The 14,516-nt window shown below is 45.6% G+C and carries 10 protein-coding genes; 2 read left to right on the plus strand and 8 right to left on the minus strand.

The genetic code is table 11. The annotated features are described in order from the left end of the window. Positions 1 to 132 precede the first annotated feature (132 nt). The 6 genes from AC1DCV_RS07810 to AC1DCV_RS07835 form a co-directional block, all read right to left on the minus strand. Positions 133 to 612: a nucleoside deaminase gene (locus tag AC1DCV_RS07810; RefSeq protein ID WP_477022660.1), complete on the minus strand. Its 480-nt coding sequence runs from the start codon at positions 610 to 612 to the stop codon at positions 133 to 135. 141 nt (positions 613 to 753) lie between these two features. After that, positions 754 to 3,354: an ATP-dependent chaperone ClpB gene (clpB, locus tag AC1DCV_RS07815; protein WP_441574086.1), complete on the minus strand. Its 2,601-nt coding sequence runs from the start codon at positions 3,352 to 3,354 to the stop codon at positions 754 to 756. Between the two features lie 252 nt (positions 3,355 to 3,606). Further along, entirely contained in the window at positions 3,607 to 4,452 is an 846-nt protein-coding gene (locus AC1DCV_RS07820) for a glycine betaine ABC transporter substrate-binding protein (protein WP_477022661.1), read from the minus strand. Between the two features lie 11 nt (positions 4,453 to 4,463). Further along, positions 4,464 to 5,294 (minus strand): ABC transporter permease, encoded by an 831-nt coding sequence (locus AC1DCV_RS07825; RefSeq protein WP_477022662.1) that lies wholly within the window; start codon positions 5,292 to 5,294, stop codon positions 4,464 to 4,466. A gap of 26 nt (positions 5,295 to 5,320) precedes the next feature. Further along, positions 5,321 to 6,514: a quaternary amine ABC transporter ATP-binding protein gene (locus AC1DCV_RS07830; protein ID WP_477022663.1), complete on the minus strand. Its 1,194-nt coding sequence runs from the start codon at positions 6,512 to 6,514 to the stop codon at positions 5,321 to 5,323. Between the two features lie 39 nt (positions 6,515 to 6,553). After that, positions 6,554 to 7,645 carry a hypothetical protein gene (locus AC1DCV_RS07835; protein ID WP_477022664.1) on the minus strand — a complete coding sequence of 364 codons (1,092 nt, stop codon included), beginning with the start codon at positions 7,643 to 7,645 and terminating at the stop codon, positions 6,554 to 6,556. Between the two features lie 530 nt (positions 7,646 to 8,175). On the opposite strand from AC1DCV_RS07835, the gene AC1DCV_RS07840 reads away from it, so the two are divergent. After that, positions 8,176 to 9,444 carry a DUF937 domain-containing protein gene (locus tag AC1DCV_RS07840; RefSeq protein WP_477022665.1) on the plus strand — a complete coding sequence of 423 codons (1,269 nt, stop codon included), beginning with the start codon at positions 8,176 to 8,178 and terminating at the stop codon, positions 9,442 to 9,444. 86 nt (positions 9,445 to 9,530) lie between these two features. Here the strand turns inward: AC1DCV_RS07840 and AC1DCV_RS07845 are convergent, their stop codons facing one another. Continuing rightward, positions 9,531 to 11,444 carry a DUF3857 domain-containing protein gene (locus AC1DCV_RS07845; RefSeq protein WP_477022666.1) on the minus strand — a complete coding sequence of 638 codons (1,914 nt, stop codon included), beginning with the start codon at positions 11,442 to 11,444 and terminating at the stop codon, positions 9,531 to 9,533. A gap of 3 nt (positions 11,445 to 11,447) precedes the next feature. Continuing rightward, on the minus strand, positions 11,448 to 13,478 hold the full coding sequence (locus tag AC1DCV_RS07850; protein WP_477022667.1) for a transglutaminase domain-containing protein: 2,031 nt from the start codon (positions 13,476 to 13,478) through the stop codon (positions 11,448 to 11,450). A gap of 51 nt (positions 13,479 to 13,529) precedes the next feature. Here AC1DCV_RS07850 and queG point away from each other — a divergent pair, with 51 nt between their 5' ends. Continuing rightward, on the plus strand, positions 13,530 to 14,444 hold the full coding sequence (gene queG, locus AC1DCV_RS07855) for a tRNA epoxyqueuosine(34) reductase QueG (protein ID WP_477022668.1): 915 nt from the start codon (positions 13,530 to 13,532) through the stop codon (positions 14,442 to 14,444). Positions 14,445 to 14,516: the final 72 nt, after the last annotated feature.

Here is a 14,516-nt window from a genome sequence, read left to right on the forward strand (position 1 = left end):
AAAGCTAAAAATCATACCTCTATCTCCGCTGCATTTACTAATAGCTAACTGCTGAAAGCTAAAAGCTAAAAATCATACCTCTATCTCCGCTGCATTTACTAATAGCTAACTGCTAAAAGCTAAAAGCTGTTTCTAATATAACGTTCTGTCTCCCCGTTCTTTCCAATCACGGAAAACCTCTAAAGCTGCTTTATCCGGCATCGCAATCAGTGGAATTTTTTTATGGGCATGGTCTTCTGCTATTTCTCTGTAAATAAATGAATCATCAAAATCAATGGCAGCTGCATCTTCTTTGGTATTAGCGTAGTAAACACGCAGTGGCCTGGCCCAGTAGATAGCTCCTAAACACATGGGGCAAGGTTCACAGGAAGTATAGATTTCACAATCATGTAGCTGGAAAGTACCTAGCTTTTTACAGGCCTGTCGTATCGCCACCACTTCTGCATGAGCTGTAGGATCCGTATTGGCTAGTACCTGGTTCCAGCCTTCTCCCACAATCTCCTCTCCTCTTACCACAATAGCTCCAAAAGGTCCGCCTTCACCATTTTCCATGCCCTTACGGGATAAAGCAATGGCATGCTGCATAAATCTTCTTTCTCTTTCTCCCGGCATACAATGACTATTTTGATTCATTCAAATTTAGGAAAAGCTATCGACAATACCTGCAGGCCAGGCACTGCAAAAACAACGCATAAAAAAGCCCCGCGAAGAATCGCGGGGCTTATCGTTAACTATGTATCGTCGTATTTAGAATTAATTGTTTCTGATTACTACTACGCCATCAAACACATCTATCAGCACTGGTTTGGATTTATCAATATCACCTCCAAGAATCTTCTTACTTAAGAGGTTAATGATTTCCTTCTGAATCAGGCGTTTCAATGGTCTTGCACCAAACTGCGGATCATAACCCTGAACGGAAAGGTATTCGAGCGCATAATCTGAAAATTCCAATATCATGCCATTTTTCGCTACCATGTCCTTCAGCTGTTGTAACTGAATGTTAATTATTCCCTTAATTTCATTTCTCATCAACGGCTGGAACATAATTACCTCGTCTATCCTGTTCAGGAACTCCGGACGGATGGTTTGTTTCAGCAGGGTCATTACTTCCTCTTTCGTCTTATCTACTATCTCTTCCCTGTTGGCATCGTTGATGTTTTCAAAGTTTTCCTGGATAATATGACTACCCATGTTGCTGGTCATGATGATGATGGTGTTCTTAAAATTCACCACCCGACCCTTGTTATCTGTCAGGCGTCCATCGTCTAATACCTGCAACAAAATGTTAAAGGTATCCGGATGTGCTTTTTCTATTTCATCCAGCAGGATCACGGAATAAGGTTTGCGGCGTACGGCTTCTGTGAGTTGTCCGCCTTCATCATATCCCACATATCCCGGAGGTGCACCTACCAGGCGGCTCACAGAGTGTTTTTCCTGGTACTCACTCATGTCTATACGGGTCATCATGTTTTCATCATCAAACAGGTACTCTGCCAATGCTTTGGCCAGCTCTGTTTTACCTACCCCGGTAGTACCGAGGAAAATGAAGGACCCTATAGGCCGGCGTGGATCCTGCAATCCTGCGCGGCTGCGGCGTATAGCATCAGACACAGCGATAATTGCTTCATCCTGACCTATTACCCGCTGATGCAGCTCATCTTCCAGGTGCAGTAATTTATCTTTTTCACTCTGCATCATTTTAGATACCGGGATACCGGTAGCCTTGGCCACGTTTTCCGCGATGTCTTCCGCGTCTACTTCCTCTTTAAGAAGACGTTTATGGTTAGCAGATATTTTATTCAATTCTTCTGTCAGATCGATGACCAGTTTTTCCTGTTCTTTCACCTTACCATACCGGATTTCGGCTACACGGCCAAAGTCACCGTTACGTTCTGCCTGTTCTGCTTCCAGCTTCAGGTTTTCAATCGCTGATTTAGCATTCTGGATCTGGTCTACTACTTCTTTCTCTGCCTGCCATTTTGCTTTGAACGTGTTACGTTCTTCACTCAACCTTGCTATTTCTTCTTTCAGCTCACGCAACTTATCTTCATCGTTTTCCCGCTTGATGGCTTCTCTTTCAATTTCCAGCTGCCTGATTCTTCTTTCCAGTTCATCCAGCTCTTCCGGCATGGAATTCATTTCCAGCCTGAGCTTCGCTGCACTTTCATCAATGAGGTCAATCGCCTTGTCCGGTAAAAAACGGTCGGTGATATAGCGATGTGATAATTCTACCGCTGCAATGATCGCTTCATCTTTGATCAGTACATGGTGATGACTTTCATATTTTTCCTTCAGTCCACGTAAAATGGAGATGGCATCTTCCACGGAAGGCTCGTCTACCAATACTTTCTGGAAACGTCTTTCGAGGGCTTTATCTTTCTCAAAATATTTCTGGTATTCATTGAGAGTGGTAGCACCGATAGCGCGGAGTTCACCTCTTGCCAGCGCGGGCTTCAGGATGTTAGCAGCATCCATAGCGCCTTCCATGGCACCAGCACCTATCAGGGTGTGGATTTCATCTATAAAGAGAATGATTTCTCCATTGCTTTCCGCTACTTCTTTTACCACACCTTTCAGTCTTTCTTCAAACTCACCGCGGTACTTGGCACCTGCCATTAACGCACCCATGTCGAGGGCATAAATGATTTTTGATTTCAGGTTTTCCGGTACATCACCATTGATAATACGGTGGCCCAGTCCTTCCACGATGGCGGTTTTACCAACGCCGGGTTCACCCACCAGGATAGGATTGTTTTTAGATCTGCGGGAAAGGATATGCAAGGTTCTGCGGATTTCCTCATCACGACCAATTACCGGGTCGAGCTTGCCTTCCCTGGCCATTTCGTTGAGGTTCTTCGCATACTTTTGCAGGGTATTATATTGATTACCGCCACTTTGTGAGTTGACGGTATCGCCTTTACGCAGTTCTTTGATCGCTGTTTTAAGTCCTTTCTCTGTGAGACCGGCATCTTTTAACAGTTTAGCGGTATCATCATTACCACCGAGAATGCCCAGCAGCAAATGCTCTACGCTTACAAATTCATCTTTAAATTCCTTGATGGCCGCGCCTGCCCGTAATATTACGTTGTTGGCGTCCCGGCTCAGAGATTGACCGCCTTCGCCGGCAGCCATGCGGGGGTATTTATTTATCTGTTCATTGAGCTTACTGTTGACAAAAGTGGTATTAACATCATTCTTCTTCAGTAAGTATTCAATGGGACTATCTTCGTCATTTAATAAGGCTTTCAGAAGGTGTCCTGTTTCAATAGACTGGTTTTGATTATTAAAAGCCAGTTGTTGTGCCTGTTGCAGTATTTCCTGCGATTTTATAGTGAAATTATTCAAGTTCATATCTTCTTGTTTTGCTCCTTTTTTTGATGTTCTCAAACGTGCTTAGGTAACAACAAACCGTGATCCAATGTTCTATAACCGGTAATTATGACATATAAAACAAAGTTTTACTGCATTTTTAGCAGAAAAGTAGCCTGGTAACTGCTATTTTTTCACGAGCAGAAGGCAGAAGCCAAAAAGCAAAAAGCTATAGTAGCGGATCATCAACCGCTACTATAGCTTTTTGCTTTCTGCCTTCTGCTCTATTGCGATTTAATCCCAGCTTTTCACCAGCTCCTGGTTATGCTTCATCCATTCCTTCACCGCGGCTTCTTCATTACCGTCGGCATCTGCCATAGCGCCCATCAGGGAGCCTAATTGTTCACTGTTCAACTGAAACTTACGAAAGAAATTAACGGCTACGGTGTCGGATATACTGAATTCGTTGTTAGCGATAGTTTGAATTTTTTCTGTTTCTCCAAATACCTGTTTCGGATCTTCCAGGAAACGGAGTTTATAGCGGGAAAACATCCAGTGTGGCGCCCACCCGGTTACCACTACTGGTTGTTTTTCATCGATACTTTTTTTCAGGGTGGCCATCATGGCCGCTTCACTGGAAGACTGCAACTGATAATCCAGTGTATAGGCCTTCATAGCGTCTTCTGCTTTGCCCATGATACCAGCGCCGGCATCGATGCCTACGATGTGGCCTTCGAACTTATCTTTTGCAGCATTGAGTTCATCGATGCTCTTAATAGTCACATAGTCCGGTACTACCAGGCCTATTTTAGCGCCTTCGAAATTGGTATTCAGTACCGTTACTTTCTGGCCGAAATTTTCCATATAGTTATGGTGTGTCACGGGCATCCAGGTATCCAGGAATACATCCGCATCCCCTCCTGCCACAGCAGCAAATACGGGCGCCACATCTGCATTCTTCAGGGTTACGTGGTAGCCTTTCTGTTCCAGGATGCTTTTTGCCAGTTGTGTCATTGCCACACCTTCCGCCCAGTTTACGTAGGCGATGGTAATCTTTTTATCTCCGTTCTGCGCACCGGAATTGCAGGCAGTAATGACTGTTACCAGGGCAGCCAGTGCGAATAATAATATCTTTTTCATATAAGCTGGTTTTAGTTGTTAGCGCGTTGTTTTCTTTTTCCGAATGATTGCGTGATGCGATCCAGGATGATGGCCAGGATCACTACGGCAATGCCGCCTTCAAAGCCCAGTCCTATTTTCAGCTGGGTGATGCCTTTCAGTACAACTTCTCCGAGTCCGCCGGCGGCAATCATGGCGGAGATCACCACCATGGACAATGCCATCATAATGGTTTGGTTTACGCCTGCCAGCAGAGTAGGCATGGCCAGTGGTAATTCTACCTTAAAGAGCAGTTGCCTCGAAGTGGCGCCAAAAGAGCGGGTAGCTTCCACAATATCCTCCGGCACCTGTTTGATCCCGAGTGTGGTTAAGCGTACCGCTGGTGGCATGGCAAAGATGATGGTGGCAAATACGCCCGGTACTTTTCCCAGCCCGAAAAATAATACTGCGGGGATGAGGTATACGAAAGCCGGCATGGTTTGCATGAAGTCCATCAGCGGACGCATAATTTTACCGGCAGTTTTATTTTTGGCAGCCCAGATCCCTAATGGAATACCTATTAATAAGGCAATTACAGCCGATACAAGGATCAATGCGAGTGTTTCCATGGTTTGCCCCCAGTACCCCATGCCATAGATCAAACCAAGGCCCAGGAGGGTCATTACGCCTACTCCCCAGCCGGCACGTCTCCATGCGAGGATGGCGAGTAAAGCAATCACTACATAAAAAGGGGTAAAAGTGAGCAGCCACTGCACACTGTTGACCATTGCCTCCACGCCTACTTTGACCGTTTTAAAGAAGGGGCCGCAGTTGTGGGTAAGCCAGTTGATGAATTGTTCTATATATTTTCCTATTTTAATCATATCTTATTTTCGTTTATTCGTAGGGGTTATACAGGCTGATTACCCGTGGTTTCAATAATCAGGGATGTTTGTGAGATGAGGCCCAGCAATTTATTATTCTGCGGATCTACTACTGCCACCGGTTTATCTGTTTCAGCAATAAAAGGCAACATCTGTTCTACCGTTGTATCGGGGTAAGCTACCGGCACGTCGCGGTGAATGACTGCTTCAATTGTTTTATCACCCCGCTTTTTCACTTCCAGTATTTCACGGAGATATACAAAGCCCAGGAAGTGCTTATCTACGGTTACGGCAGGCAGGATATCGAGGCCGGTAGCGCGCATTTTACGCAGACTACCTTCCGGTCCGTCTTTCCGAAATACTGCCATGGTAGGTTTGGTATCCATCATAGAAGAGGCGGTGATAATAGTTTTACGGTCAACTTTTTCCACGAAAGAAGACACATAATCATTTGCCGGCGCCGTCAGGATTTCTTCGGGAGTACCGATTTGTATCACTTCTCCATCTTTCATGATCGCGATGCGGTCACCGAGACGGATCGCTTCATCGAGGTCGTGTGTAATGAAGATGATGGTTTTGTGCATTTTCTCCTGCAGATCCAGCAACTCATCCTGCATCTGGGTGCGGATCAGCGGATCCAGCGCGGAAAAGGCTTCATCCATGAGCAGTACTTCCGGATCGTTGGCCAGTGCACGGGCAAGCCCTACACGTTGCTGCATCCCGCCGGATAGTTCTGATGGCAGCATCTGTTCATATCCTTTGAGTCCCACGAGCGCCACTACACCAACAGCTTTAGCCGTTCTTTCCGGCAGGGGCATGCCTTGCAGTTCCAGGCCGAAAGCAATGTTTTCCAGTACAGTGCGGTGCGGCAGGAGACCGAACTTCTGGAATACCATGGAAATTTCCTTTCTGCGTGTTTGTTGCAGCGCTGTTTCATTCAGTTCGGTAATGTTGGTACCGTTGAATAAAATATCACCGTCTGTAGGTTCTATCAGGCGGTTTAAGCAGCGCAGCAGACTTGACTTCCCGCTACCGGAGAGGCCCATGATCACAAAAAATTCTCCTTTCTCAATCTGGAAAGACGCGTTTTTTACGGCTACGGTGCAGCCGGTAGCTTCCAGTATGTCGGCTTTGCTTTTACCTTCCTTCAGCAGTTGCAGCGCCGTGTTACGTTCGCGGCCAAAGATGAGGGTCAGATTATCGATTTGAAGTTTAGGCATTGTTGAATAGTTTTAGCTGTTAACCGGCTAAGGCTTTTGTTAAAAATAGTAGCCAATATTTATGTTGAATCGACTGTGCCATTTGGCCTGGCTATCACCGGCCGCAAGGGCATCTGTCCATACGGGCCCCAGCCAGGGCTGGTTCTTTCCGGCTGCCCAGTCGATATAAGTAAAGATGTGTCCTGCTGTTATCATACAGCCGAGTACATTCATTTGAGTGTCTGCAAAACCGGTTTCCGGTTTATGCATATAGGAATAATCGTTATAAAAGGTGAGTGCGCTGATGGGCCCCCAGTTCACCGGTTGTGTATATGCCAGTGAAACCGTTTGCAGAAAACTGCGGGCAGCCACCTGGTAAGCGGCGCCATAGGCTGCCATATCCACCACTTTTTCAAACTGCGTAGAGTCGGCCACGTTATATTGATAATACATGGACTGGAGCTTCAGATTCCATCTTCGCCAGTTCAGATTACTGTGTAAGGCAGCGGCCCAGTGGCTTCCCATATTACCGGAGGGAATGTTATACAAGCCTCCCAGCATAACGGAAGCGCCTATACTGTTATGCTCATTAAAAAAATATTCCGTACGGGCGTTGCCCTGATTCACTTCTTTATTTCTGCCTGATACATCATAACTGTAGCGGCCCGGGTCAATTTCCGTTTTGTCGCCGAAGTTTAGTTCTTCCGCATTTTTAAAAAAGGCCAGTTGGTATAACCAGTGCGGATGGCGGCGTTCGAACTTAATACCCATATCATAGTCATCTTCCTTACCTACATAATAAGGCAGGTTAAAGAACCAGCTATGTGAATTGTAGGTTTGATTACCAAAGGGTACCTGCGTAAGACCGATATCTACATGCGTGCTGTCATTGAAATGATAGCGTACATAACCTTCTTTCAGCATACCGCCACCAAAATCTTTCGAATAAAAGCGATATTCTGCGTGTAGTGAAAGCCCTTTCCAGGCGGCATCAGCATTTACGCGGAACATATCGAAGCCAAAGTCGCCACCGCGTTTTACCTGTTCCTTTTTCCAGGAAGAGAGGTTGTAATTAAAACGCAGGGCTCCGCCTATGTGAAAGGTGGGCTTATCCTTTTTGGTTTCGGTACTATCCTGTGCAACAACAAGCATACTCGGCAAGAGAAGCAGTAAGCATAGCAAAAACCAATACGATGATTGTTTAATCATAGTTACTAATTTTCAAATATGTTTAAGCTGATCTTTTTCCAGGCGACATAGGAATCCTATGTGCATGCAACTGCATAAAACAGCTAGCCGGAAAGGGAAACCGGGCGCGATGTGGCCCGACAAATGATCAAATCCAATAAATATTGACTGCTATAGCGTATTGCATCGTGCACGGAAGGCACATTAAACAGTCGAAAAAATGCGTAAAGCACTGCAAAGGTACGAAAAAATGGCTGCCGGACCAAAGGAAAAGCAAAAAAAGGCATACATCTCTCTATAAATCAACATCTTATTTATAATTCGTTATATGTCAAAATTGATATCTTAAAGTAATTATTAAGCGATTCAAACAACGCGGGTGACTCTGTTGTTATACAATTTCCTGTAACATACGTCTGTCTGTTCCTGCTAAGAGCCGGATGATTGAGAATCAAAACTGATCAATACATTCATCATCATTAAACCCTACAATTATGTCTTTCGACTTACTGGAAAGCGCTAAAAGTATTTTCAACAACAATGTAGTTAGTCAGGCTTCCTCACAACTCGGAGAGAGCGAGGGGGGCATTCAGAAAGCCTTAAGTGGTATTGTACCGGTCATCCTAGGCGGCCTGCTCAGCAAGGCAGGATCTTCCGGAAGTGCCGGCGGTTTACTTGACATGGTAAAAGGGGTAGCGGGGGATGCCAATCCATCTGCCATCACTGGTGCCCTTCAGGGCGGAGCCGGAGGTTTGGTTGGTAAAGGGGCAGATTTGCTACGTAGCTTATTTGGAGACAAAGTGAACTCCCTTATTGGTATGTTGGCCTCCTTTGCCGGTATTAAAGAATCGTCTGCCAGTACGCTGATGGCATCAGCTACGCCGGCCACACTCGGCACGGTAGGTCAGTACGCCGCACAAAACAATCTTTCACCTAATTCCTTTCTTTCTTTACTGGATTCTCAAAAAGATAAAATACTGGGCGCCATTCCCGGTGGATTAAATATTGCGGGGATACTGGGACTGGGCAGCCTGGGAGATCTGGGCAAGAAACTGGGCATTACTGGTGATACCGCCACTACTACCGGCGGTGCAGTAAACATCAAACCAGCTCCTACCAGTAACCGCTGGGTTTGGTCGTTGCTGCTGATATTGGTCGCCATCATTTTACTGTGGTACCTGATGCGGGGCTGTGGTGGCAATAAACCAGGCACCATGCCGGTGAGCGATAGTGTAACTACCAGCCAGCTGGCCGATTCTGCTACTATGAACGTTACTCCAGGCGGTCCGGTAGTAACCCGTGAAAGCATTAAAGTAACCCTCCCCGATGGCACTGTACTGGATGCCTATAAAGGAGGTATAGAAGACCAACTCGTAACATTCCTGAAAGATGATACCCGTAAACCCGGCAAAGACGTATGGTTTGATTTCGATAACCTGAATTTCAAAACCGGCAGCGCCGAACTCACAGAAGAAAGTATGAAACAGGTGGGTAACATTGCGGCGATCATGAAAGCATTTCCAAAAGCCAAAATAAAAATAGGTGGCTATACCGATCGTACCGGTGACAGCACGGCTAATCTACGTCTTTCCAAAGAACGTGCAGAATCCGTAGTTACTTCACTGAAGAAAAACAATACGAATAGTGCACAGCTACTTGGTGCGGAAGGATATGGTTCACAATTCGCCAAGGCTGCCGCTACTGCTTCTGATGAAGAAAAGAAAAAAGACAGACATATATCTGTTAGTGTGAGAGAAAAATAATCGGGAGCGGAAAGCAAAAAGGATAAAGCAAAAAGCTATTGTCGTGGAAACCTCCATGACAATAGCTTTTTGCTTTATCCTTTTTGTTACTGCTTTACCAATACCAGCCGACTTCTGTCTGCCCTGTATATAGTGGCATAAAACTTTACGAGTTCGGGGAAATCAGCCGCCGGAAACACACCCGCCTTCTGTTCCATTTTTCGTATATAGTTTAACGTATTCCCTTTCAACACAATGCTGCTGTTGTAAGTGCCGAACTTTCCTGACACCGTTACGCCTGCTGGCAATGATTCCGGCTGATAGCCAGGAGGCAATGTAATATTTACCGTGTCGATATCCCGGTATGCATAAGTAAATTTAATCTCCGATTTACGGGCTTCTTCCGCATCCAGTTTCATACCTCCACGGGAGAGTATATCAGGGACCAGGAACATTCGTTTACCCGTTACCGTAGCATAGTTATGTCCTTTGATCTGTATCTTCTCCTCAATTGAAGGAATGACAGTACCCAGCTCTTTACAGCGATAACCGGTGATATCGTAACTGGAAAGATCCAGTCCTTTCCGCAGGGCCTCCAGTTGTTTTTCTTCACTCAGCTCATGAATCATGCTATGCAACCTGTCCTGCTGCAGTCCACTGTGAATGGTTACAGCACTGATATCTATGTTACCGCTGGAATCCACCGAAGCGGAAACGGTACGGAGTTGTTCATTACAATCCATTCCATAAAACGGGGTGCGTATCAGTTTACTTTCTTTTTCATCTATCAACAATACAGGCCTGTTATCTGTAAAAGCCCCCAAATAACCTGCGGGCATTGTATTACTGGTACATTCCAGCCAGGTAGTATCTTTTGCATCCGGCACACAAAGGATCACATGATTAAACTGGAATGACGGAAAATCTTCCCGGATAGTATGTGCATTGGGGCCGGCCTTCACCAGCACACAATTGGATTTGATACCTGCTTCTTTTAATAATGCCATCATATAATTAGACAGCGCCTTACAGTCGCCATATCCTTTTGCTGCCACAGCCGTGGCCTCAAAGGTTTGCCAGCCGCCTATTCCCAGCTGAATGCTGATATAGCGGTTATTCTGCTGCATGAATTTATAAAGCACTTTTATTTTTTCCGCGCGGCTGCTGATGCCTTTAGTCAGTTCCTGTACTTTTGCTTTTATGTTATCCGGCAGCACATCTCTTCCTTCATTCAGCTTATATACGAAAGTGCCAAAATCCTTCCAGGTGCTCATGTTACCTTTGTAGCGTTCCAGTTCAAAATCCGTGGACGCCAGGAAAACGCTGGGGGTACGGCGATAAAATTCGTCCGGGTTCACTTCCGACTTCAATGCTGTCAACTGCTTTACTTCCCATGTATAGGTTTTTGTATTTTTATCTGTTGTTGTTACCGGTTCTCCATTATAGAGATAACTACGATGGCGCAATGCATAATCCGATGGCACCGTTACGGAGAGCTTACTCTGCTCTACGGTACAGTCGATGCCATCCTGCGGTTGCCATAGCGGTAACCAGGCCGTATTACCTGAACGAACCTCTACGGTATATTCTACCGTATAAGGATATACGGCATAATAGAACTGGTGCAGTTTCATGCGCGCATCTGTCATCAGGCTGGCATCATCCACCGCGCTTACATCCCTGATTTCGCTTTGCTTCAGCCGCTTTACCAGCTCACCGTTAGCATCATACAAGGCGCCGCTGATAGAGCGGATCTCCCGCAGCTTATCGTAGTATTCATACAGATGTACATCCGCAGCGCCGGTTTCATCCAGCACTGTAGTAATATAATGATAAGTAATGCGGGTATCCGACAGGTCATTTACTTTAACGGTGGTTTCATCCAGCCTTTTCACCACATGTGCATTTTCTTTCAGGACAGCCGGAATATTTTTAGCGGGATAAAACGGCTCTCCTGCCAGCGCAGGCTGTGCGGCTATTGCCAGCAGCAGGCCTACGCTTATTGTTAACAGCTTGCGCATACTTTACTTTTTCTTTTTTAAGACAATCTGCTCTGCCTGTTTCTTTACTATCAGGTCAAAAAACTCACGCAATGTGCTATAATCCTCGGGCTCAAAATTAGCTTTGCTCAATTTTATACGACAGCGCAACTGTATATGATTCTCCTGTTGCTGAATAAGATACTGAAATTGTCCTTCATGCTCATTGAAGTTCGCGATGGTGGGTTTGGGTAATTCGTCTACCACATACCCTTCCGGCACATCCATATTAAAGGAATATACTTCATCAGATACGTTATTCATTTCCACCGGAAATTTACGTTCCATTGATTTAAAAGGGTTGCTTTTATAGGCTTCTCCCAACATCGGGTTGATGTATAATACATCTTCATTACCCAACTGCATTTTAAATTCGTACTTCACCATCACCGGTAATTCCAGCTCTTTCAGGTCTTCCACCTCTTTATTTGACAGTTCCAGGTCGCCGGTATATCCTTTCGCGATTTCTTTAAAGTATTCCTCCTGGCTTTTCTCTTTAATTTTGGTACGTACGTTATAGGATTCAAAATACGTAGGTCGTTGCATGAAGGAACCGTTGATGGAACCATTTTCTATTTTACCTAACATTACGCTGGTGAATTTCTGTTCATTCAGCGAATCTGCGCCCAGGAAAACAGGCGTGGCAAAATCATCCACTGTTCTGGCTGCGCCGTTGTAGCAGGCCGGCGGTAATTTACAGAAGCCCATCAGCGGTTCTGACGCATCCAGGGTAATGTATCCATCTCCCAGGTTTACACTGGCAATTACATAGTTAAAGCGGGTATACAGCGGGTAAAACTGGTACACATATCCATTGCTGCGGGTACTGAGTATTACGGGCGACGCGAAGAGTCCTGCTTTTTTCAGCATGGCTACCAGCAGGATATTTATTTCCGCCACATTTCCATTCTTTGAACTAAAAACAGTTTTCAGTGATCTTTTCATCCACAATGCGCGGTGACCGGTACAGGTAAAGTTATCCCGTACCCAGGTAAATATTTTCTGTGCTTTTTCCTTGTTTGTTTGGGCATCCTTTACCAGGTCTTCTACGGTATTAGCCAGGAAGCCGTTATTATTATCAAGTGCTCCGGCCATTTCCGGATCTTTCATCATATCCTTCATCAGGTCTTCCCAGGTGCTTTGCACCGGTTTGCGGGGCTGATCAGGCCAGTTGTAGGCTGATAGCTGAAACTCTACCCTATTGATATAGTTATCTGTGGTGGTGATAAAACTTTCATCATGAATAGCGGGTACATCTTTCAGTGCCCATCTATAGGTAGTGATATTAGGCGTCACGGTCACCATTTGAGTAGGACCGCCGACGCCGCGTGATTCATCACGGAAAGTAAAAGTAGAACGACTGAAATCTTTTGTCTTTACCACATACTTTTCATATCCCTGTGGGATGAGCATATAGTCAAAATACTCAGGAATGGACACACTGTATTCGCTCCACAGGCGTGGGTACTCGCCCTGAAAGTCCCATGCCCGCAGGTGGCGGTAATATGGCGAGGCAATAGTATAGGTATATTCTATGATAGTTCCTTCTTTTACGGCAGGCAGGGTAAATTTCTTTACCAGCAGCGCCTTATCCTGTTTATCACTGAACACATTTTTGCTCTCCATTTTAGTTTCCACCACTTCACCATTTTCCAGGTTATAGGCGGAGGCTTTCAGGTTCAGCAATTTCTCTTCCTGTGTTTCGGATTTGTATAGCGGAACCTCTACAGTAGCCACATCGTAGCCGTTTTTGTCAACGATTTTAAAGCGGCGGTGAACTTTATATACCAACCGCAGATCATTTCCATCAGATTCAAAAACAGAGGAACCAACTTCGCCGAGCACAATGGCGTGGGCGCCAGTGTCCTGTTCAAATTTTCTTTCGATGAATTCTTCTTTTGAAATTTTTCCGAATTTCATTTTAACCCCCTCCTGAGCAACCGCACAAAGGGAAAACAAACTGCTTACCAGGCAGGTGAGCATAACAAGGGTATAACGCATACAGTTAAATAGCATAAGGGATAATATGCAGGGCTAAGGTATAAAAATTCACGTAATTTCGCTGTAATGACGCATACTTTATTCATAAAAGAGCTGGCAAAAGAATTGGGATTTGATCACTGCGGCATTGCGAAAGCGGTGCAGCTGGATGATGACGCGCGGCGGCTGGAAACCTGGCTGAATAAGGGTATGCACGGCAACATGCAATATATGGAGAACCATTTCGACAAGCGGATAGACCCCCGTAAGCTGGTAGATGGTGCCCAATCGGTGATTACGCTGTTATTTAACTATTTTCCTTCCAAGCTGCAGCGGGAGGATGCGCCGCGTATTTCCAAGTATGCTTATGGACATGATTATCATGAGGTGATCCGGGCCAGGTTGAAAACGATGTTGCTGCGCATGCAGGAACGTATCGGTCCCGTGCAGGGACGTGGGTTTGTGGACTCTGCGCCGGTATTGGAACGTGCCTGGGCCAGGCGTAGTGGTCTTGGCTGGATAGGAAAAAACGGGAACCTGATCCACAAACAGGCGGGTTCATTTTTCTTCATTGCCACCCTCATTACAGATATTGAACTGGAGTATGACGGCCCTGTGGCCGACTATTGCGGATCCTGTACCCGCTGCCTGGATGCCTGTCCTACGGAAGCACTGGTAGCACCGGGAGTGGTAGATGGAAGTAAATGTATTTCTTACTTTACGATAGAGTTAAAAGATCAGCTGATACCTGATAAGATGAAGGGACAGTTTGACGACTGGATGTTTGGTTGTGATACCTGTCAGGATGTATGTCCGTGGAATCGTTTCTCCAAGGCACACCAGGAGGCGGAATTTACACCTGTGCCGGCCATACTCAACTTTTCTACCCGGGATTGGGAAGAGCTGACAGAGGAAGCTTTTAAAAACATCTTCCGCCACTCTCCCCTTAAGCGAAGCAAGTTTGCCGGTATCCGGAGAAATCTTGATTTCCTAAGCTCTTAGCCATTAGCTTTTAGCTATTAGGGAAATGCAGCGGAGTACATAATTTGTTAATCTCCGCTGCATTTCCCTAAT

The sequence above is a fragment of the Chitinophaga sp. 10T418 genome, from assembly GCF_056394125.1.